This is a genomic window from Hymenobacter sp. 15J16-1T3B, assembly GCF_020711235.1.
GTDB lineage: Bacteria > Bacteroidota > Bacteroidia > Cytophagales > Hymenobacteraceae > Solirubrum.
In genome coordinates, this window is sequence record NZ_JAJFAV010000015.1 from 16,464 (window position 1) to 36,300 (window position 19,837).

Below are 19,837 nucleotides of genomic sequence, written 5' to 3' on the forward strand. Positions count from 1 at the left end.
CTGCCAAATCCGCGGTACATTTCGTCGCAATTCTTCGCTTTGCCCATGACCATTCTCCGCCTCCCCCCCTGGCTGCTCGTCGGCGGCCTGCTGTTGCTGCGGCTGCCGGCCTGCGTCGAGAAAGGCAAGGTGGAATCGGCCAAGCCGCCCACCACATTCAGCATGCTGCGCGGGCCTATTTCCATGTGCGGCCCGGCCGATCAGCAGTTCGGCACCGTCGACTTTCAGGTGAGCGGCTCCAAGACCATTCAGGCCGATTTTGCCCTGGCCGTAGCCCTGCTGCACTCCTTCGAGTACGACGAGGCGGAAAAGGTGTTTGCCCGCATCATCGACCGCGCCCCCGACTGCGCCATGGCCTACTGGGGCGTGGCCATGTGCTCCTACCACCCGCTGTGGGCGCCCCCCACGCCGGCCGAGCTGGCCAAGGGCGCGCAGGCCGTGGCGCTGGCCCAGCGCCAGCCGCAGCAGTCGGCGCGGGAAGCGGCCTACATCGGCGCCGTGGCCGCCTTCTACCGCGACTACCAGCACCTCGACCACCGCACCCGCACCCAGCGGTTTGAGCAGGCCATGGCCCAGGTGGCGGCCCGCTTCCCCACCGATCCGGAAGCGGCCATTTTCTACGCCCTGGCCCTGGACGCGGCCGCCGACCCCGCCGACAAGTCCTTCCGCAAGCAGCGCAAGGCCGGGGCCATCCTGGAGGGGTTGCAGCCGCAAATGCCCCGGCACCCGGGCATCGTGCACTACCTCATCCACACCTACGACTACCCCGAGCTGGCCGCCCTGGCCCTGCCGGCCGCCCGGCAATACGCGTCGGTGGCCCCGTCGTCGGCCCACGCCCAGCACATGCCCTCGCACATTTTCACCCGGCTGGGCTTGTGGGACGAATGCATTGCGTCCAACCTGGCTGCCGCTTCGTCGGCCCGCTGCTACGCCGAAAACGCGGGGCTGCGGGGCCACTGGGACGAGGAGCTGCACGCCGTCGACTACCTCACTTATTCCTATTTGCAGCAGGGCGACAACCGGCGCGCCCGGCAGCAGGTAAGCTACCTGGCTTCCATGCGGGAGGTGTCGCCGATGACGTTTAAGGTGGCCTACGCCTTTGCCGCCGTGCCCGCCCGCTACGCGCTGGAAAACAAGCAGTGGGCCGCCGCGGCCCGGCTGCGGCCCCAGCGCGCCAACCTCGACTGGGCGAGGTTTCCCTGGCAGCGGGCTATTACGCACTTCGCCCGCGCCCTGGGCCACGCCCGCCTCGGCCAGCCCGATTCCGCCCGGCGCGAGGTCGGCCAGCTCCGCGCCCTGCGCGCCGCGTTGCTGGCCGAAAAAGACGCCTACAAAGCCCAGCAGGTGCACGTGCAGCTGCTCGCCGCCGAGGGCTGGTTGCTGCTGGCCGAACACCGCCCGGCCGAAGCCCGGCAGCGCCTGGAGCAGGCCGCCGCCCTGGAAGACCAGACCGCCAAGCACCCCGTCACGCCCGGCGAAGTGCTGCCGGCCCGCGAGCAACTGGCGGATCTGCTGCTGCAACTCGACGACCCGGCCGCGGCCCTGGCGGCTTACGAAGCCGACCTGCAGCAGCACCCCAACCGCTTCAATGGCCTCTACGGCGCGGCCGTGGCGGCCGAGCGCAGCGGCGACCTGGCCAAGGCGCAAGACTACTACCAGCGCCTGACGGAAGTGGCCCACGCGACCGGGGCTGGCCGACCGGAGGTCGGGGCGGCGCGGGCGTTTTTGGCCAAACGACACAGCTTGCTCACGTAAATCTGGCGCCCAGCGCCCGGCCGATGCCCGCGCCAACGCAGCGGGAAACTTATTTCACTGCAACCTCACTTTGAATTTCAAAGAACTTTATACATTTGCACATCACCGTATTTCTCACACTACCACAGCCCGTTATGCGCCTAGCTTTCGTCCTGGACCGCCTGCATGCCCGGGCCCGGCAAAACCGCTGGTTGCGCGCTTTCGCGGTATGCAACCGGCTGGCGTTGGCCGCCGGCTTTATCCCGGCCGGCTTGGTGAAGGTGGCGGGGGAGCGGTTTACGTCCCTGTCCAACAACCACCCGATGGGCCATTACCTGGAGGCCCTGCACCACACCGGTTTTTACTACCCGTTCATCGGCGTGCTGCAGCTAACGGCGGCCCTGCTTTTGTTGCTCCCCGGCACGGCGGCGCTCGGGGCGGTGCTCTTCTTTCCCATCATTCTGAATATATGCGTCCTGTCGGTGGCCATGCGCTTCGACGGCTCGCTGCTCACCTCGCCGCTGATGGTGCTGGCCAACCTGTTTTTGCTCTGCTGGTATTACGACCGGCTCAAGTTCCTGCTACCCTTCACCCAGCCGCCCGCGCCGCTAATGCCGCCTGATGGGCCGTCACTCAGCACCCGCTTCCCAGTAAGCTTCTTCGCGGGGGCAGCGGCGGCCGTCGCGCTGGTCGTGGTGGGCATCCATTCCTTCGACGTGAAGCCCTTCAACACCCTGGCCGATTGCCGGGCGCAGTTCAAGGGCAGCCCCCGCACCCAGGCGGGCAGCCGTTTCTGCGCGTGCATTCACGACCAGGGCCGGCCCCTCGACCAAGCCTTGGCCGAGTACCACCGGGCCCCCGACGACCCCGCGGCGGCGCCCCCGCCTACGGCCAGCGCCTCCCTTATCCGCTAGTTTTCCCGCGGCAGCCCCCCGTTCCTTCTTGCGTGAAATCCGCGCATGCGGCGCATCAGCCTTACCGCAAACCCCAGAATCATGACTGCTCAACCCCACCTTCCGTCAACCCTTCACCCCAGCCCCGTGGGCAAACGCGTAGCGCAGGGGGCCGCCCTTGCTTTTGTGTTGGCTGCCGTCTTCATGACGTTTTTCGCCAGCGGTACCGATCTGAAAGTTGGTCTGTGGACCGTTTTGCCGCTGCTCACGGTGCCGGTAGCGGGGGCTTTCGGAGGCCTGCTGTACTTTCTGCTGGACTACCTGCGCTACCAGGGCCGCTGGCAGAAAGTAGTGGCCAACGTTATCAGTCTGGCGGCATACGGCATGATGCTGTGGCTGAGCTTGGTGCTGGCTTTTGCCGCGACCGGGCTTTGGGACTGATGGGCAATCAGCGAAAACGCCCCGAAACCGCGGTGGTTTCGGGGCGTTTTCGTTTCGCGCGTTGCCGCAGGTTTACAGCAGCTTGTCGATGTAAATCGGCAGGGCGCGCACGCGCTTGCCGGTGGCGTGGTACACGGCGTTGGTAATGGCGGCGGCCACGCCCAGCAGGCCTACTTCGCCGATGCCTTTCACGCCCAGCGGGTTCACGTGCGGGTCTTCCTCCTCCACGAAGTGCACCTCGATGTCGCGGATGTCGGCGTTGGTGGGCACGTGGTACTCGGCGTAGTTGTGGTTCATGTAGCGGCCGTAGCGGTGGTCCATCACCGTTTCCTCCATCAGGGCCATGCTGATGCCCCAGACTACCGAACCGAGCACCTGGGAGCGGGCGGTTTTCTGGTTGAGGATGCGGCCGGCGGCCACCACGTTCACCACCCGCGACACGTGCACGGTGCCCAGTTCCTCGTCCACCTTCACCTCGGCGAAAACCACGTTGTGGGAGTGCATGGAGTACTTTTGCATGTTCAGCGGGTTGGGCATGGCCGACGAATCCGCCTCGATTTCCCGCTCGCCGCTAACCTGCAGCACGTCGCGCAAAATCACCGACTGTTCGGGCTCCTTGCGCAGGCGGATGTGGCCGTTGACGAATTCCACGTCCTCAAACTTGGCGTCCTGGAGCGGGGAGTCGTCCATTTTTTGGGCCAGCTTGAGCAGCTTCTCCCCTAGGGCCTCGCAGGTGCTTTTCACGGCCGAGCCCACGGAAGCCGCCGTCCAGGAACCGCCCTGCACGGGGGCTTCGGGCAAGGTGGTGTCGCCGAGCTTGAAGGTGACGGCCTCCATGGGCAGACCCAGGGTTTCGGCCGCAATCTGCGTCATAATGGTGTAGGTGCCGGTGCCGTTTTCGCCGGCGGCGCTGGCCACGGTCAGCTTGCCGTCGGCCGTGATGGTAGCTTTGGCGGCGGCTTTCTGCATGGAAGCATCCCAGACGCCACCGGCCACGCCCCAGCCGACGAGCTTGTTGCCCTCGCGCATGGAGCGGGGCTCCATGGGGCGCTTGTCCCAGCCGAAGCGGCGGGCGCCCTCGTCGTAGGCTTCGCGCAGCTTCTTGCTGCTGAAGGGCGCTTTTTTGTTCTGGTCTTCCTCGGCGTAGTTGCGGCGGCGGAATTCCAGCGGGTCGAGGCCGGCTTCGTAGGCCATTTCGTCCATGGCTACTTCCAGGGCGAAGGAGCCGGTGGCGGCGCCGGGGGCGCGCATGTCGATTGGGGTGTACACGTCGAGCGGGGCCACCTCGTAGCTGAGGTAGGTGCGCGGGCACTGGTAGAGCATGCCCGACCAGTTCACCACGTTTTCGGTGTACTCCTCGAAGCGCGAGGTTTCGTGCAGGGCGTAGTGCTTCAGGCCCAGCAGGGCGCCGTCGGGGCCGGTGCCCATTTCCAGCGTCTGCAGGGTGTGCGGGCGGTGGCCGAAGCTGAACATTTGCTGGCGGGTGAGCGTGACGCGCACCGAGCGTTTCAGCTCCAGCGCGGCCAGCACCGACAGGAACAGCTCGTACTGCGGGCGCAGGCCCGAGCCGAAGCCGCCGCCCATGTACAGGTTTACCACCCGGGCCTCGTCCTTGCTCAGGCCGAAGATTTTGGTGATGTACTGCTGGCAGTTGTACACGCCCTGGGTCTTGTCGTACACGGTCAGCTTGCCGTCGGGGTGGTAGTGCACCGTGGCCCCGAACATTTCCATCGGGTTGTGGTGCTGCGCCCCGTGGATGTATTCGTGGCGGATGCGGTGCTCCGCCTGGTCCAAGCCCTTGTCGGCGTCTTCGCGGCGCGCGGGGGGCATGTAGCCGGTTTTGCCGCGGCCGGGCTCCGAGCCGTCGTTGCGCTTGCTCTCGATGTCGGTTTCGTGCTTCTGTTGCTCGTAGTCGACGGTCAGGACGCTAGCGGCGTAGCGGGCCAGCTCAAACGTTTCGGCCACCACCAGCGCCACCGGCTGCATGCTGAACTTGATTTGGTCGTCGTGCAGGGGGCGGAAGGGCGAACCGCCGGGAGCAATATCGTCCTTGTAGTTGCGGTCGAACCAAGCCAGCGAGGGCACGTTTTCGTGCGAAAACACGTGCAGCACGCCCGGCAGGCTGAGCACCTTGTCGGCGTGAATCTTCTTGATTTTGCCCTTGGCAATGGGGCTGCTCACGACGTAGCCGTACGCAAGGTCGGGCACGTCGAATTCGGCCGAGTACTTGGCGGCGCCGGTCACCTTCTTGGGCCCTTCGACGCGGCTCGGGGCCTTGCCGACGAAATTGGTGTTGCTATCGGTGCTCATGGGTTGCTGTTGGTGAAGATGTCGGCGGCTTTGTGCTCCCCGGCGGCGGCCTGCTTGAGCGCCCGCACAATGGCGCGCTTGGCCAGCTCAATCTTGAAATCGTTGATGCCCTGCCCCTTGGCGCCCTTCAGCACCTTGTCGGCGGCTTTTTTGAAGGTTTCCTCGGTAGCCGGCTGCCCTTCCAGCAGCGCTTCGGCATCCTGGTCGCGCCAGGGCTTGTGGGCCACACCGCCCAGGGCCAGGCGGGCCGTCTTGATGGTCGAGCCCTCCAGCTCCAGCCCCACGGCCACCGACACCAGCGCAAAGGCGTAGCTCTGCCGGTCGCGCAGCTTGAGGTAGCTGAAGTTCTTCGCAAACCCCTGCTTGGGCAGCTCCAGGGCCACAATCAGCTCCCCGGGTTCCAGGGTGTTGTCGCGCTGGGGCTCGTCGCCGGGCAGGCGGTGGAAGTCCTCGAACTTGATTTGCCGCTCGCCGTCCTTGCTGCGCACGTGCACCACGGCTTCCAGCGCGGCCAGGGCCACGCACATATCCGAGGGGTGGGTGGCAATGCACTTGTCCGACGCGCCCAGGATGGCGTGGATGCGGTTGTAGCCGCCGATGGCCGCGCAGCCCGAGCCGGGCTCCCGCTTGTTGCAGGGCGTGGCCGTGTCGTAGAAGTAGTAGCAGCGGGTGCGCTGCATGAGGTTGCCGCCGTTGGTGGCCATGTTGCGCAGCTGCGGCGAGGCCCCGGCCAGAATGGCCTGGCTCAGCAACGGGTAGCGCTGCTGCACTTCCGGGTTCCAGGCGGTGTCGGCGTTGGTGGCCGTAGCGCCCAGGCGCAGGCCGCCGTCAGCCGTAGCTTCAATTTTATTGAGCGGCAGCTTGTTCAGCCCGATGAGGTGCGTGGGCTCTGCCACGTTTTCCTTCATCAAATCGAGGATGTTGGTGCCGCCGCCGATGAAAGCGGCCTCCTGGTAGCCCGTGAAGTCGCGCACGGCGGCCTCCACCGACTCGGCGCGGGTGAGGGTAAACGGTTTCATTGCTTGCTCGCGGTTTTGGCGTCCACTACTTCCTTCACGGCCGCCAGAATACCCACATAGGCGCCGCAACGGCAGATATTGCCGCTCATCAGCTCCCGGATTTCGTCTTCGCTGTGCGCCTTGCCTTCGTTGATGAGCCCTTGGGCCGAGCAGATCTGGCCCGGCGTGCAGTAGCCGCACTGAAAGGCGTCGTGGTCGATGAAGGCTTGTTGCAAGGGATGCAGCTGGTGCTCCGAGCCCAAGCCCTCGATGGTGGTGATGTCGGCGCCTTCCTGCAGCACGGCCAGGGTCAGGCAGGAGTTGATGCGCTTGCCGTCGACAAGCACGGTGCAGGCGCCGCACTGGCCGTGGTCACAGCCTTTTTTGGTGCCGGTCAGGCCGGCGTACTCGCGCAGGGCGTCGAGCAAGCTGGTCCAGGGCGCGAGGTCGAGGGTGTGGGTTTCGCCGTTGATGCGCAGCGTGACCGGGGCGGTAGGCACCGGTGGCCGCAGCTGACCATCGGCGGAGCTTGGTGTGGAAACTGTGCTCATAAAGGCGCGTTGGTTGGAACAGAAAATAGAGTGGACGGATGCGGCGGCAAGCCCAGCAGTACGGCAGCCTATCAAATGCCTTACGCGGCCGGTTGAGCTGTCGTTGGGTTTTGCGCACTATTCCTTGGACTATAACGACACACCTACCCCCGCCCCGTTTTTCTTCAAGCACTTATTGGTCAACCGGCTATCCACCACTTCCCAATTCCAGCCACTGGCACGCGGGTAGCAAAACGAGGAAAGTCAATCGGATACGGCCGCTGCCGTCGGGGTGTCACTTGCCTTACCTACTGCTGCTCGACCCGCTTTCCGCGCGGTATTGAGACGCCGGCCGTGCTACTTGTTGCGGGCAGCTGGTGCTTCTCATTGGCTTGCCGATTTGCCACGCAGCGAGGCATCGTGGTATCCAAATCAACTTTGTCGTTAATACTTACAAAAAATACTAGATAATATAAATTTGCTTATGACATTTGACACTGGACTAGGGCGGATTCAACCCAGTAGGCTGAATCCGTGACCGGTTCCCCTGGCGTTTTACCCTGTCCGCATATTTATCAGCCACGCACGAGAGCGTGCTTACTTATCTGGCCTCGGCTGCAACTCGCCTAATCCCTCAGCTCATTGCCTTATTGCCATTTATGAAAAAACCCTTACTCCCCAGCGAGTCGGCGGCCTCGCGCCGCACCGAACTATGCCTGACGGCGGCGCTGCTTGCCGGCCTTGTGCTGCCGGCAGCCGCCCAGTTGCCCAACCCGAACCAAGCTCCTCCCGGCGCGATGCGCCCGCAGGTAACGGCCGCCCCCGTGCCCACGGTAGTCCCGGCAGCGCCGTCCCTAAGTCCCAACGCGGGCCCTACCATTGTCTCGCTGACGCCGGCCCGCAACCAGCGTAACGCCCCGGTGGCCGGCGGCGTGGCGGTTACTTTTTCGGAAGCCTTGACTAACAACGCCGCCACCTTGGGCGCTTTGCGCGTGTTCAGCCCCCACCGCGGCGGGCGGCTCAGCGGCCAGGCCTCGGTCAGCGGCAACACGCTGACGTTTGCCCCCAACGTCAATTTCCGCCCCGGGGAAACTGTTTCGGCCACGGTGACCACGGCCGTGCAAGGCGCCACCGGCAACTTGGTGCAGCCGCAGGTATTCCAGTTTATTGGGGCCGCCGCCGGCGGCACCGCCAACCTCTCGGCGCTGGCCGCCACGCCGGAGGTAGCCGGCGGCAGCCAGAACTTTAACCTGGCCGTGGGCGACCTGGACGGCGACGGCGACCTGGACATTGCGGCGCCGCAATTCGGGCTGGCGTCCATCAGCATCCGCCTCAACAACGGCCTAAACACCACCAACTTCGTGACGCCGGCCAGCAACTCGCAAGTAGCCGTGGGCGGCGCCGCCCGCACGGTGGTGCTCGGCGACATCGACGCCGACGGCGACCTGGACCTGGTGGCCACCCAAAACTTCAGCGGCACCACCGTCAGCGTACGCCTCAACAACGGCAGTGGCGCGTTTTCGGCCCCGGCTGTGGGCGCCGAAGTGGCCGTGGGCTCCTACCCGCTGGCCGCCGCGCTCAACGACATCGACGGCGACGGCGACCTGGACTTGCTGGTCACCAACAACGGCTCGAACTCGGTCAGCGTGCGCTTCAACAACGGCGCCGGGGTGTTTACTGCGCCGGCCACCAACGGCGAAGTCGCCGTGGCCATTTACCCGCTCGGCATGGCCATGGCCGATGCCGACAACGACGGGGACCTTGACCTCTTTACGCCTTCCTACGGCAGCAGCGCCAACGGCACCACCGTCAGCCTGCGCCTCAACGACGGCAGCGGGGTATTTACGGCTCCGGCCGTGGGCTCGCAGATAACGGTGGGCACCGGCCCGGTGCAGATAGCCGTGGGCGACCTGGACGGCGACGACGACGTGGACTTGATATCGGGCAACTACACCAGCAACACGGTTAGCGTGCGGCTCAACAACGGCACCGGCGTGTTTGTGGCCCCGGCCGCGGGCGCCGAAATCACCGTGGCCACGCAACCCGAAAACGTGGCCCTAGCCGACCTGGACGGCGACGGCGACCTGGACATTCTCTCGGCCGACCAGGGCTCGAACGTGGTCAGCATCCGGCTCAACAACGGCGCCGGCGTGTTTACCGCGCCGACTACCAATTCGCAGATTTCGGTGGGCTACAACCCCTCGGGGCTGGCCGTGGGCGACTTAGACGGCGACGGCGACGTGGACTTTGCCACCGGCAACTACGGCGGCTCGACCATCAGCGTGCGCCTGAACCAAGGTACGCCCGCCGCGCAGACCAACTTGGTGGTGTCGACGGCCCAGAACGTGAGCGGCAGCTACAACAACGTGACCATCACCGGCACCGGCGCGGCCACGCTCAACGGCACGCTGACGGTATCGGGCACGCTGACGGTGCAGAGCGGCGGCAAGCTGGCCACCAACTGCCAGCTGCTGACGGGCACGGGCAACTTTAGCCTGAACGCCGGCGGCACGCTCATCATCTGCGACGCGGCCGGCATCACCCTCTCGGGCGCCACGGGCGCGGTGCGGCTCAGCGGCACGCGTACGTTCAGTTCCGACGCCAGCTACGTGTACAGCGGCACGACGGCGCAAGTGACGGGCAACGGCCTGCCCAGCCAGGTGCGAAACCTCACCTCGACCAACGCCAACGACGTGACCCTGTCGGCGCCCACCAGCGTGGCGCAGGTGCTGACCCTGAGCAGCAGCGGCAATTTGCAGCTCAACGGCCAGCGCCTGACGCTGCTGTCGGGCGCCACGGGCACGGCTCTGCTCGTCAACGCCGGCACCGGCACGGTGGTGGGCGCCACCGGCGCCCTGCAGCGCTACATCGACGGCAGCGGCAACCCGGCCGGCGCGGGCTACCGCCTCTACAGCGCCCCGGTCACGGGCAGCACCGTAGCCGATTTGACCACGACGGGCTTCACGCCGGTGCTCAACAGCGCCTACAACTCGGCCGCCACGCCCGCCACGGTGACGCCCTACCCGACGGTGTTTGGCTACGACCAAAGCCGCCTGAACAACACGGCCACCGGCATATCGGTCTTCGACAAGGGCTTCTACTCGCCCGCGGCCACGTCCGACGCGCTGACGCCGGGCCGCGGCTTCATGGTCAACATCAGCAACGCGGCGCTGGTCGACTTCGTGGGCAGCTTCAACCAAGGCAACTTCAGCCTGAGCAACCTCACGCGCTCGGCCCCCATTCCGGCGGCGGGGGCCACGGACCAAACCGGCTGGCACCTGGTGGGCAACCCCTACCCCGCCCCGCTGGACTGGAATACGGTAACCGATGCCGCCCGCCCCAACGTGGACGCGGCCGCGTACGTGTACCAGAGCACCGGCCTGAATAGCGGCGTTTTCCGCTCCTTTGTGAACGGCATCGGCGCCGGCGCGGGCCTGATTGCGGCCGGCCAGGGCTTCTTCGTGCGGGCCAGCACGGCCGGCGCCACCGGCAGCGTGAACCTGACCAACAGCAACCGCGTCACCTCGTTTGGCACGCAAGCAACTTTCCAGCGCACCACCGCCACCCAGCCGCTGGTGCAGCTGACGCTGAGCAACGCCGCCGCGCTGACCGACGACGTGTTTGTGTACACCGAAACGGGGGCCACGACCGGCTTCGACGGCCACTTCGACGCCTACAAACTGCCGAACACCACCGGCCTCAACGTGGCCGCCCTCTCCAGCCTCAGCGAACCGCTGTCGGTGCAGGGCCTGGCCCCGATTACGACCACGGCCACGGTGGTACCGCTGCAGGTGAGCGTACCCGCCGCCGGTACGTTCTCGCTGCGCGCGGCCCAGCTGGCCAACCTGCCCGCCGGCACCTACGCCTACCTGCGCGACCTGCAAGCCGGTGCCGCCATCGACCTGGCCCAGCAGCCCGCCTATTCGTTTACGCTGAGCGCCGCCGGCCCCATTGCCAACCGCTTCGAGCTGGTGCTGACGCCGACGCGCATCACCGCCCTGGCGCCGGCCGCCCTGAGCCAGCAGGTACTGGTGTACCCCAACCCCGCCCGCTCGGCCGTGACCGTGGAGCTGCCCGCCGCCCTGCGCCCCCAAGCCCACACGCTGACGCTGCGCAACGCCTTGGGTCAGCAGGTGCGCACGGCCGAGTTGCCCGCCGGCCCCGCCACCCGCAGCCTACCGCTTACCGGGCTGTCGGCGGGCGTGTACACGCTGAGCCTCACCACGCCGCAGGGCGTAGTGGTGCGTCGCCTCGTGGTGGAATAGTCGCCTGCCCCCTGCTTTTCGGCTTTGTCTTTTGATGCTTCCCTGCTTATGAAAACGTCCTTTTTCTTCGGCCTAGCGGGCGGCTTGCTGCTGGCCCTGACCCTCAGCACTGCCCAGGCCCAGACGCCGGGCTCGGGCGGCCCCACACCCGGCACGCCCGCCGCCGACCCCACCGCCGTGCCCCTCGACGGCGGCGCCTCCCTGCTGCTGGCCGGCGGCGCTACCTACGCCCTCAGCCGCCTGCGCAAGCGTCGCCAGGCCTAAATCGGCATCCATCGGCAACAAAAAAGCCCCGGACCAGTGTCCGGGGCTTTTTTGTTGTTCATCGTACTCGGAGAGGCCAATCAGCGGCGCGGCGCTAGGGCCTGCCGGGCCGCGTCGCGCTCGGCGGGGGTGTTCACGTTGCGCAGCTCCAGGGGCGCGGGCGCGGGCAGCAGCTCAATGTCGGCGTTGATCAGGGTCTTGCGCGGGCAGCTGTAGCCCAGGGCCAGCATCTGCAGCAGCAGCGGGTAGCTGCGCGGCTCCCAGATGGTGATGAGCGGCTCCGGAAACTCGTTGTCGGGGCTTTGCAAGGCGGTGGCCATGCGGCCGGGGCGGCGGTGCTCCACGAGGTAGTGCAGCGTCTGCTCGGTGAGGAACGGCAGGTCGCAGGCCACCACCAGCCAAGCCGCGTTGGGGTCGTGGCGGAAGGCGCTGAGCAAGCCACTCAGCGGCCCTAGGTCCAGAAACTGGTCGGGCAAAGGCTGCAAGCCGGTCGGTAACCCGGCCGCCTGCTCGGGGCGGCAAGAAATGAGCACATCTTCGCAGAACGGGGCCAGCAGGGCGGCGGCGTGCGCGCGCTGCTCGAGGCCGTGGTAGCGCAGCAGGCTTTTGTCTTCGTGCATGCGCTGGCTGCGGCCGCCGGTCAGCACCAAGCCGCGCAGCGGGGGCTGGCGCTGCTGCAGCCACTGCAGCAGCCAAGCGGCAATGGCTGCGGTGTCGGCCAGGGGCAGCACGGGTACTTGGCTCAGCGCGGGCAGGTAGGCCCGCAGCGCAGCCGGTAGCTCGGTCTGGCCCTCGCTGAGCAGCACCAGCTGCACATCGGTCAGGCGGTCCAGCTTCTTATCGAGGGGCTTGCGCGGGTCGATGATAATGACCTGCTGCCGGGCACGGAAGTGGTTGCCGTTGACGAGCACCAGACTCTGCTCGTTGAGCCACTGCGGCTGGATGAACTTGTCGAGCCCGCGGCGCACGTCGAGACGGCGGAAGTGGATTTTGTCGGTTAGCTCGGCCGTGGCGCCGGCTTGCAGGATGGCATCGGCGCCGCCCGCGCCGCCGGCCTCGGCTTCGTCGCCAGCGGCGTGGTCGGCATCCACGTAGGCCACGCGCAGCGCGGGCGTGAGCAGCGGCAGCAGACGGGCCGCCAAGTCCTTGATGACGCCGCAGGGCGCCCCGAGCAGGCCCAGTTCGTGCCGGCCGAATTCGCCGAGGTCGGGGCGGGCTAGTGCGGCGTGCTTCTGGTGAGTGGGTTCCATGAGATTCGTTGAACGGCTATGCGTGGCGGGCGGCTGCGGCTGGCGCAACGCCCGGGCCGCAACCAGCTTCTGTTCCCGAAAGTCGCACCGAGCCCGGCCGGTTACGCGGCGGGTTCTTCGTGCTTAAAGTCGCTTTTGCCGCCGGTTTTCGACAGCAGCCGGGTTTCCTGAATAACGATGTCGTGCGAGAGGGCCTTGCACATATCGTAGATGGTCAGGGCGGCCACCGAGGCACCGGTCAGCGCCTCCATTTCCACCCCGGTTTTGCCGGTCACGGTGGCCGTGCATTCGATGACCACCGCGTCGGGCGGCGCCACCGTCACCGTCACCTGGCAGTCGTCGAGGCCGAGCGGGTGGCACAGCGGAATCAGGTCGGCCGTTTTCTTGGCGGCCATGATGCCGGCCAGGATGGCCGTCTGAAACACCGGCCCCTTGCGGGTGGGCAGGTCGCCCTGCTGCACCAGGGCCAGAATATCGGCGCCGAGCACCACGCGGCTGCGGGCACGGGCGACGCGGCGCGTAGCGGCTTTGTGGCCGACGTCGACCATAGCCGGCTGCCCGGCGGCATTGAGGTGGGTGAGTTGAGGAGCTTCGGAATTGGGCATGAGCAAAGAAACGGGGAAACGGGTCGGATGGCCGGGCATGGGCGGCTTTCCGGAGCTTTTGTCCCACAAAGAAACGGTTCTTCGGGTGGCGCTGGCCGGGCAGGGCCCCGGCCGCGGGTGGAGCCTGCGCCAGCGTTTTGCGCACGAAAGCCTTTTCAAGTGTTCGTAGAACGAGTGCTAGCCGACGAGCGTGCCGACGCCCTGCACGAGCAGGCCGCTGAGCAGCAGCTGGAAAAAGGCAGAATGCCGGACGGTCATTTCCAGCACCAAGACGGCGGCCGTAAACGGCGAACGGACCACGCCGGTCAGGAAGCTCACCAAAACCAGCGGGTTATGGTTGCTCACGGACACACCGGAGAGGTGCGCCAGGGCGTCGCCCAGTACGGCGCCGGCGCTGAGCGAGGTGGAGGTGCCAAACACGCCGCCGGCCCAGCCCTCGGATTTACAATTGATTACCACACACTTGCAATGCCTCCGCAAGCCAGGCGCCGCTTGTGGCCCGGCCCGGCACTACCTTCCGGCCCGAAACCTTCTTTCCGCTGCGCCATGATTACCGTCGACGAAGCCACCCGCCTCATCCAAGCCACGGCCGCTCCCCTGCCCGCCGAGCGCGTGTTGCTGACCGAAGCCGCCGGCCGGGTGCTGCGCGCGCCGGTGCACGCCGACCGCGACTTTCCCCCCTTCGACCGGGTCACGATGGATGGCTTGGCGCTGCGTTACGCCGCCGTGGCCAGCGGGCAGACGCAGTTTGTGCTGGAAAGTACCCAGTTTGCGGGCCAAGCCCCGGTTCCGCTGCGCGACGCGACGGCCGCCATCGAAATCATGACCGGGGCGGTGCTGCCGCCGGGCACCGACACGGTGGTGCGCTACGAGGATGTGCGCATCGAAGAACACGCCGCCGGCCGCCGCGTGGCCACCCTCGACGGGCCGCCGCCCGCCGCGGGCCACAACGTGCACCGCCGCGGCTCCGACCGCCTGGCCGGCAACTTGCTGCTGCCCGCGGGCACCGTGCTCGGCCCGGCCGAACTTGCGGTGGCGGCCACCGTCGGGGCCGTGACGCTGACGGTGGCGCGCCGCCCGCGCGTGGCCGTGGTCAGCACCGGCGACGAGCTGGTGGACATCAGCGAGCAGCCCGCCGCCCACCAGATTCGCCGCTCCAACGCCTACATGCTGCTGGCGGCGGTGCAGCAGGCTGGGGCTGAGGGCACCATCTTGCACTTCGACGACGACCCGGCCGCACTGCACGCGGGCCTGCCCCCGCTGCTGACGGGCTACGACGCGGTGCTGCTGAGCGGGGGAGTGTCGAAGGGCAAGGCCGACTACCTGCCGCAAGCCCTGCAGCAAGCCGGGGCCGTGCAGCTGTTTCACGAGGTGCAGCAGCGCCCGGGCAAGCCGTTCTGGTTTGGGCGCCACCCCGCGGGCGCGGTGGTGTTTGCCCTGCCTGGCAACCCGGTTTCCACCTTCGTCAATTACTACCGCTACGCCGCGCCCTGGCTGCGGGCCGTGCAGCTGCCCGCGCCGCAGTTTGCCGCGCCCGAGCGGGCCGCCCTGGCCGCCGACGTAACCTTCAAGCCGCGCCTGACGCACTTCCTGCTCGTGAGCTTGGTGCCCAGCCCCGACGGCCGCCTGCTGGCCCGCCCCGAGCGCGCCCACGGCTCCGGCGACCTGGCCAGCCTGCTGCCCTCGGATGGCTTTGTGGAGCTACCGGCCGAGCGCGACTCCTTTGCCGCCGGCGAAGTGCTGCCGGTGTGGCGGTTCCGGCCAGCCTAGCCGGCCTTTCGGTGCTGTCATCCTGAGCGCAGCGCAGGACCTCACCACGCAAGCACGAGTCGTTGTAACGATGTCGTTCAATGATCATAAGGTCCTGCGCTGCGCTCAAGACGACGGGCAAATGGTGCGGCGCGCTGGGCGCTGACACAGCCTTGTCGTGTTGCACGTTGGTGGTCGGACGGCCGGTGTGCACCTCATCCGAAGCCGCCACGCGCAACGCTGCTTGCCTTAGCCAATGGCCACTGTGCGCATGCTCAGGCCGCCGAAGCTGACCTCCTCAAAGGCGTGCGTGATGGGCTCGTCCTTATCGGCCAGGGCCAGGGAATAGAGCAGCGGCCAGTAGTGGTCGGGCGTGGGCACGGCGAGCGGGCCGCTGGCGCCGGCTTGTTGCACGTCGAACAGGGCCTGGAAGTCGCGCTGATCGATTTTGCCTTTTACCCACTCGTCGAACTCCACGGCCCAGTCGTAGGCGGAGGCGTCGCCGGCCATGAGCTTCTGCATGCTCAGGCGCAGGTTGTGCACCACGTTGCCGGAGCCGATGATGAGCACGCCGCGGCGGCGCAGCGCCTGCAGCTGCTGGGCCAGGGCAAAGTGCTGGGCGGGCGACTTGCGCACGTCGAGGCTGAGCTGAAACACGGGCACGTCGGCGGCGGGGAACAGGTGGTGCAGCACCGTCCAGGTGCCGTGGTCGAGGCCCCACTCGTCGGAGCCGTGCAGGTCGGGCACCAGGGCCAGGGCCTCGCGGGCGTAATCGGGCGCGCCCGGCGCGGGGTACTGCATGGCGAACAGCTCCTGCGGAAAGCCGCCGAAGTCGTGGATGGTTTCGGGCCGCTCGTTCAGGGTCACGGCCGAACCGCGGGTCAGCCAGTGCGCCGACACCACCAGGATGGCGTTGGGCTTCTGCCGGCGGCGAATGTCCTCGCCCATCTTTTTCAGGGCCCGGGTGAATTGATTGTCTTCCAGCGCGTTCATCGGCGAGCCGTGCCCGATGAAGAGCACGGGCATCTTGGCGCTGGTCTGGAAGGACGTGGAAACGGTATGCAGGTCTTGCAGATTCATGGCAGCGGCGGAAGCGAAAGGCAACAGGGCCAGGGTTTTCAGGAAGGCTTTGCGGTCCATCGGGCTTCCGGGTAAGTACAGGGCAAAGGTACCGCCGCCGGCAGGGGCCGCGCCTTGATCTATGGTAAGAAATGAGGACCCGACCGGACGCAACCAAGGCCGGGCGCGCTCATTCAACCCAGGAAAACGGTCCGTTCGCACAGGCCGGGCCGGCGGTCAGCAACTATGGCGGGTGGTCCGTCGAAGGCCGTTCTATGTTTGCCTCAGGTTCAACGCTCCAGCGGAGTTGCCGCCCCGCTCGTTGCGCCTTCACCTGCAACACCCCACACCACCTGCCATGCGCCACCTCGCCTCCTTCCTCGCCGCTCTGTTCTTCGCCATGGCCGCCTTCTCCTCGGCCGTGGCCGCCGATGCGCCGGCCCGCAAAGCCAGCACCGTGAAGCCCGCCAAGGGCGTTTCCAAAACGGCCGCCGTGGCCCCGACGCGCCTCAAAGCCACGCTGGTAGCGCCCAGCAGCGACATCCTGCACGAGCATTTCGCCGTGCGCGTGGCCGGCACCATCACCGCCCCCGACGGCCAGCCGCTGCCCGGCGCCACCATCTGGAAAACCAACACCCGCGAAATCCTAGCCGTGACCAATTCCCAGGGCGACTTCACCCTCACGCTGCCCACCAACGCCCGCGTCACTCTGACCTGCGGCTACGCCGGCTACGAAGACCAGCAGCTGATGCTGAGCCAACCCCAGCGCAACAACCTGTACGTCATCAGCCTGGAGCGCCAGAAATAACCGCGCCACGCCGTTGTTCGGCCCGCAAGCCCCGCCCCGTCGGCGGGGCTTTTTTGCGTGCGGCCGGCCGGGTTTGTTTGATATCTTCCGGGCCAACCAACGTGAGCCGCCATGCCGCCATCCGCTGCCCCCGCCCCGCCGACGCTCCACCCGGTGCTGCGGCCCGTTCACCTCTGGGCCATTGCCGTGGGGCTGGTCATTTCGGGGGAGTATTTCGGCTGGAACTACGGCTGGGCCGTGGCCGGGCCGGTGGGCTTTTTGCTCGCCACCCTGCTCGTGACGGTGCTCTACGTCACGTTTATTTTCAGCTTCACGGAGCTGACGGCGGCCATTCCGCACGCGGGCGGGCCGTTTGCCTATTCCTACCGCGCCTTCGGGCCGCTGGGCGGGCTGGTGGCCGGCTACGCCACGCTGATTGAGTTCCTGTTTGCCCCGCCGGCCATTGCCCTGGCTTTGGGCTCCTACGCGCACTTTCTGCACCCGCCGCTGCCGGTGCTGGCGGTGGCGCTAGGCTGCTACGGGGTGTTTATCGGGCTGAACCTGCTCGGCATCAAGGAATCCGCCCGCTTCTCGCTGGTGGTGACGGTGCTGGCGGTGGCCGAGCTGCTGGTGTACATGGGCTTGGTGGCGCCGCATTTTCGCGTGGCCACTTTTCTGGCGCATCAGCCCCCGCTCACCGCGGCGGGGCTGTTTGCGGCCCTGCCCTTTGCTATTTGGTTTTACCTGGCCATCGAGGGCGTGGCCATGGTGGCCGAAGAGGTGCAAGACCCCCAGCGCAGCATTCCGCGGGGCTACCTCTCGGGGCTGGGCACGCTGGTGTTGCTGGCTCTGGGCGTGATGGTGCTGACCGGCGGCGTGAGCGACTGGCGGCACCTCAGCCGCCTCGACTACCCCTTACCCGAGGCACTGGGCGCGGTGTTGGGCCGCCACAGCCGCTGGACGCAGCTGTTTGCCAGCATCGGGCTGTTTGGGCTCGTGGCTTCGTTTCACGGCACCATCATCGGCTACTCCCGGCAGGTGTACGCGCTGGCCCGCAGCGGCTACCTGCCCGCCGGGCTGGCCCGCGTGAACCGGCGCTTTCGCACCCCGCACTGGGCGCTGGTGGCCGGCGGGGCCGTCGGCGCCGGGGCCTTGCTGACGGGCACCACCAACCAAGTCATTACCCTCTCGGTGCTCGGCGCGGTGCTGATGTATGCCATGAGCCTGCTGAGCCTGCTGCAGTTGCGCCGCCGGGAGCCGCAGCTGCCGCGCCCCTTCGTGGCCCCGTTCTACCCCGTCTTTCCGCTGCTGGCGCTGGGGCTGACGCTGCTCAGCCTGGGCGCCATCGTGTATTACAACTGGCAGCTGAGCCTGCTGTTCTTCGCCGCCCTGGCCGTGGCGCTGGCCGTGTTCGTGCTGCTGGGCCGGCACCGGCGCCCCTTGCCCGGCGAAGCGCTGCTGACCGCCGACCACGCGGCCGCGGCGCCGGCCTAAGCCCGCGCTGCCGCCCGACTATCCGCAACCTACTACCCGCACGTCCCGTGGTCTACCGGCATACCATCCGCCACCGCACTTACGCTTTTCCCGACCTGAAGACGCTGCTGGCCAAGGCCTCGCCCCGGCGCTCCGGCGACGAGCTGGCCGGCTTGGCGGCGGCCACTTACGAGGAGCGCGTAGCGGCCCAGTACGCCCTGGCCGACGTGCCCCTGCGGCAGTTTTTGCAGGAGGCGCTGGTGCCCTACGAACAGGACGAAGTCAGCCGCCTCATTCTCGACTCGCACGACGCGGCGGCCTTCGGGCCCGTCGGCCACTTCACCGTGGGGCAGCTGCGCGACTGGCTGCTGGCCGACGCGGCCGACACGGCGGCCCTGCAGGCCCTGGCGCCGGGCCTCACGCCCGAAATGGTGGCGGCCGTGTCCAAGCTCATGCGCAACCAGGAGCTGATTGCCGTGGCCCGCAAGTGCCAGGTCACGACGCGCTTTCGGAACACGCTGGGCCTGCCCGGCCGCCTGAGCACCCGCCTGCAGCCCAACCACCCCACCGACGACTTGCGCGGCATTGCCGCCAGCCTCGTCGACGGCCTGCTCTACGGCAGCGGCGACGCGGTGCTCGGCATCAACCCAGCCACCGACTCGCCGGCCGCCGCGGCCGAGCTGCTGCGCATGCTCGACGGGGTACGCGCGCAGTTCCAGATTCCGACCCAGACCTGCGTGCTCGGCCACGTCACCACCACCCTGGAGCTGATCCGCCGCGGCGCGCCCGTCGACCTTACCTTCCAAAGCATTGCCGGCACCGAAGCGGCCAACCGCAGCTTCGGCGTGAGCCTGGCCCTGCTGCAGGAAGCCCACGAAGCCACCCTCAGCCTGGGCCGCGGTACCCTGGGCGACAACGTGATGTACTTCGAAACCGGGCAGGGCAGCGCTTTGTCGGCCCAGGCCCACCACGGCCTCGACCAGCAAACCTGCGAGGCCCGCGCCTACGCCGTGGCCCGCCGCTTTCGGCCGCTGCTGGTGAATACCGTCGTGGGCTTTATCGGTCCGGAATACCTGTTCGACGGCAAGCAGATCATCCGGGCCGCCCTGGAAGACCACTGCTGCGGCAAACTGCTGGGCCTGCCCATGGGCGTGGACGTGTGCTACACCAACCACGCCGAAGCCGACGAAGACGACATGGACACCTTGCTCACCCTGCTGGGCGTGGCCGGCTGCACCTTCGTCATGGGCGTGCCCGGCGCCGACGACATCATGCTCGGCTACCAGTCCACCTCGTTTCACGACGCGCTGTATCTGCGCCAGGTGCTCGGTTTGCGCCCGGCCCCCGAGTTCGAGGTCTGGCTGCAGCAGCAAGGGCTGTTCGACGAGCACCACCGGCTGCGGCCGGCCGCGGCGGACCACCGCCTGCTAAGCGCCGGCCAGCTCCCCCGGTGAAGCCCCGCCGCTAGCTTACCCGATA

Annotated in this window: 16 protein-coding genes; 9 read left to right on the top strand and 7 right to left on the bottom strand. The window is 67.3% G+C overall.

Annotation, left to right across the window (positions count from 1 at the left end; genetic code table 11):
* Window positions 1-45: 45 nt before the first annotated feature.
* The 3 genes from LJ737_RS21330 (at window position 46) to LJ737_RS21340 (ending at window position 3,068) form a co-directional block, all read left to right on the top strand.
* On the top strand, window positions 46-1,755 hold the full coding sequence (locus LJ737_RS21330) for a hypothetical protein (RefSeq protein WP_227768787.1): 1,710 nt from the start codon (window positions 46-48) through the stop codon (window positions 1,753-1,755).
* Between the two features lie 134 nt (window positions 1,756-1,889).
* On the top strand, window positions 1,890-2,648 hold the full coding sequence (locus tag LJ737_RS21335; RefSeq protein WP_227768788.1) for a DoxX family protein: 759 nt from the start codon (window positions 1,890-1,892) through the stop codon (window positions 2,646-2,648).
* Window positions 2,649-2,831: 183 nt separating this feature from the next.
* Entirely contained in the window at window positions 2,832-3,068 is a 237-nt protein-coding gene (locus LJ737_RS21340; RefSeq protein WP_227768789.1) for a hypothetical protein, read from the top strand.
* Between the two features lie 72 nt (window positions 3,069-3,140).
* Here the strand turns inward: LJ737_RS21340 and LJ737_RS21345 are convergent, their stop codons facing one another.
* From LJ737_RS21345 to LJ737_RS21355, 3 genes are read right to left on the bottom strand one after another with little or no spacing between them, the layout of a single operon-like run.
* Complete coding sequence (locus tag LJ737_RS21345) at window positions 3,141-5,378, bottom strand: xanthine dehydrogenase family protein molybdopterin-binding subunit (protein WP_227768790.1); 2,238 nt, start codon at window positions 5,376-5,378, stop codon at window positions 3,141-3,143.
* Window positions 5,375-6,397, bottom strand: a complete 1,023-nt coding sequence (locus LJ737_RS21350; protein WP_227768791.1) for an FAD binding domain-containing protein — start codon at window positions 6,395-6,397, stop codon at window positions 5,375-5,377. Before LJ737_RS21350 ends, LJ737_RS21345 begins: the two co-directional genes overlap by 4 nt.
* Window positions 6,394-6,927 (bottom strand): (2Fe-2S)-binding protein, encoded by a 534-nt coding sequence (locus LJ737_RS21355; RefSeq protein WP_227768792.1) that lies wholly within the window; start codon window positions 6,925-6,927, stop codon window positions 6,394-6,396. The genes LJ737_RS21350 and LJ737_RS21355 overlap by 4 nt, the downstream gene beginning before the upstream one ends.
* 638 nt (window positions 6,928-7,565) lie before the next feature.
* Here LJ737_RS21355 and LJ737_RS21360 point away from each other — a divergent pair.
* Both LJ737_RS21360 and LJ737_RS21365 read left to right on the top strand, forming a co-directional pair.
* Complete coding sequence (locus tag LJ737_RS21360) at window positions 7,566-11,171, top strand: FG-GAP-like repeat-containing protein (protein ID WP_227768793.1); 3,606 nt, start codon at window positions 7,566-7,568, stop codon at window positions 11,169-11,171.
* 48 nt (window positions 11,172-11,219) lie between these two features.
* Window positions 11,220-11,435 carry a PID-CTERM protein-sorting domain-containing protein gene (locus LJ737_RS21365; RefSeq protein WP_227768794.1) on the top strand — a complete coding sequence of 72 codons (216 nt, stop codon included), beginning with the start codon at window positions 11,220-11,222 and terminating at the stop codon, window positions 11,433-11,435.
* An 80-nt stretch (window positions 11,436-11,515) separates the two neighbouring features.
* On the opposite strand, the gene LJ737_RS21370 is transcribed toward LJ737_RS21365, so the two are convergent.
* The 3 genes from LJ737_RS21370 to LJ737_RS21380 form a co-directional block, all read right to left on the bottom strand.
* Entirely contained in the window at window positions 11,516-12,685 is a 1,170-nt protein-coding gene (locus LJ737_RS21370; RefSeq protein WP_227768795.1) for an NTP transferase domain-containing protein, read from the bottom strand.
* Window positions 12,686-12,786: 101 nt separating this feature from the next.
* Entirely contained in the window at window positions 12,787-13,290 is a 504-nt protein-coding gene (gene moaC / locus LJ737_RS21375) for a cyclic pyranopterin monophosphate synthase MoaC (protein ID WP_227768796.1), read from the bottom strand.
* A 177-nt stretch (window positions 13,291-13,467) separates the two neighbouring features.
* On the bottom strand, window positions 13,468-13,749 hold the full coding sequence (locus LJ737_RS21380) for a chloride channel protein (protein ID WP_227768797.1): 282 nt from the start codon (window positions 13,747-13,749) through the stop codon (window positions 13,468-13,470).
* A gap of 87 nt (window positions 13,750-13,836) precedes the next feature.
* Between LJ737_RS21380 and LJ737_RS21385 the strand changes: the two genes are divergently transcribed.
* Window positions 13,837-15,060: a molybdopterin molybdotransferase MoeA gene (locus tag LJ737_RS21385; RefSeq protein ID WP_227768798.1), complete on the top strand. Its 1,224-nt coding sequence runs from the start codon at window positions 13,837-13,839 to the stop codon at window positions 15,058-15,060.
* Window positions 15,061-15,288: 228 nt separating this feature from the next.
* Here LJ737_RS21385 and ygiD read toward each other — a convergent pair whose 3' ends face one another.
* Complete coding sequence (ygiD, locus tag LJ737_RS21390) at window positions 15,289-16,179, bottom strand: 4,5-DOPA-extradiol-dioxygenase (RefSeq protein WP_227768799.1); 891 nt, start codon at window positions 16,177-16,179, stop codon at window positions 15,289-15,291.
* 277 nt (window positions 16,180-16,456) lie between these two features.
* On the opposite strand from ygiD, the gene LJ737_RS21395 reads away from it, so the two are divergent.
* The 3 genes from LJ737_RS21395 to LJ737_RS21405 all read left to right on the top strand — a co-directional run bounded on the left by LJ737_RS21395 (window position 16,457) and on the right by LJ737_RS21405 (window position 19,812).
* Entirely contained in the window at window positions 16,457-16,906 is a 450-nt protein-coding gene (locus LJ737_RS21395; RefSeq protein WP_227768800.1) for a carboxypeptidase-like regulatory domain-containing protein, read from the top strand.
* 111 nt (window positions 16,907-17,017) lie between these two features.
* Complete coding sequence (gene eat / locus LJ737_RS21400) at window positions 17,018-18,379, top strand: ethanolamine permease (protein ID WP_227768801.1); 1,362 nt, start codon at window positions 17,018-17,020, stop codon at window positions 18,377-18,379.
* A 47-nt stretch (window positions 18,380-18,426) separates the two neighbouring features.
* Complete coding sequence (locus tag LJ737_RS21405) at window positions 18,427-19,812, top strand: ethanolamine ammonia-lyase subunit EutB (protein ID WP_227768802.1); 1,386 nt, start codon at window positions 18,427-18,429, stop codon at window positions 19,810-19,812.
* The last annotated feature ends 25 nt before the right edge of the window (window positions 19,813-19,837 follow it).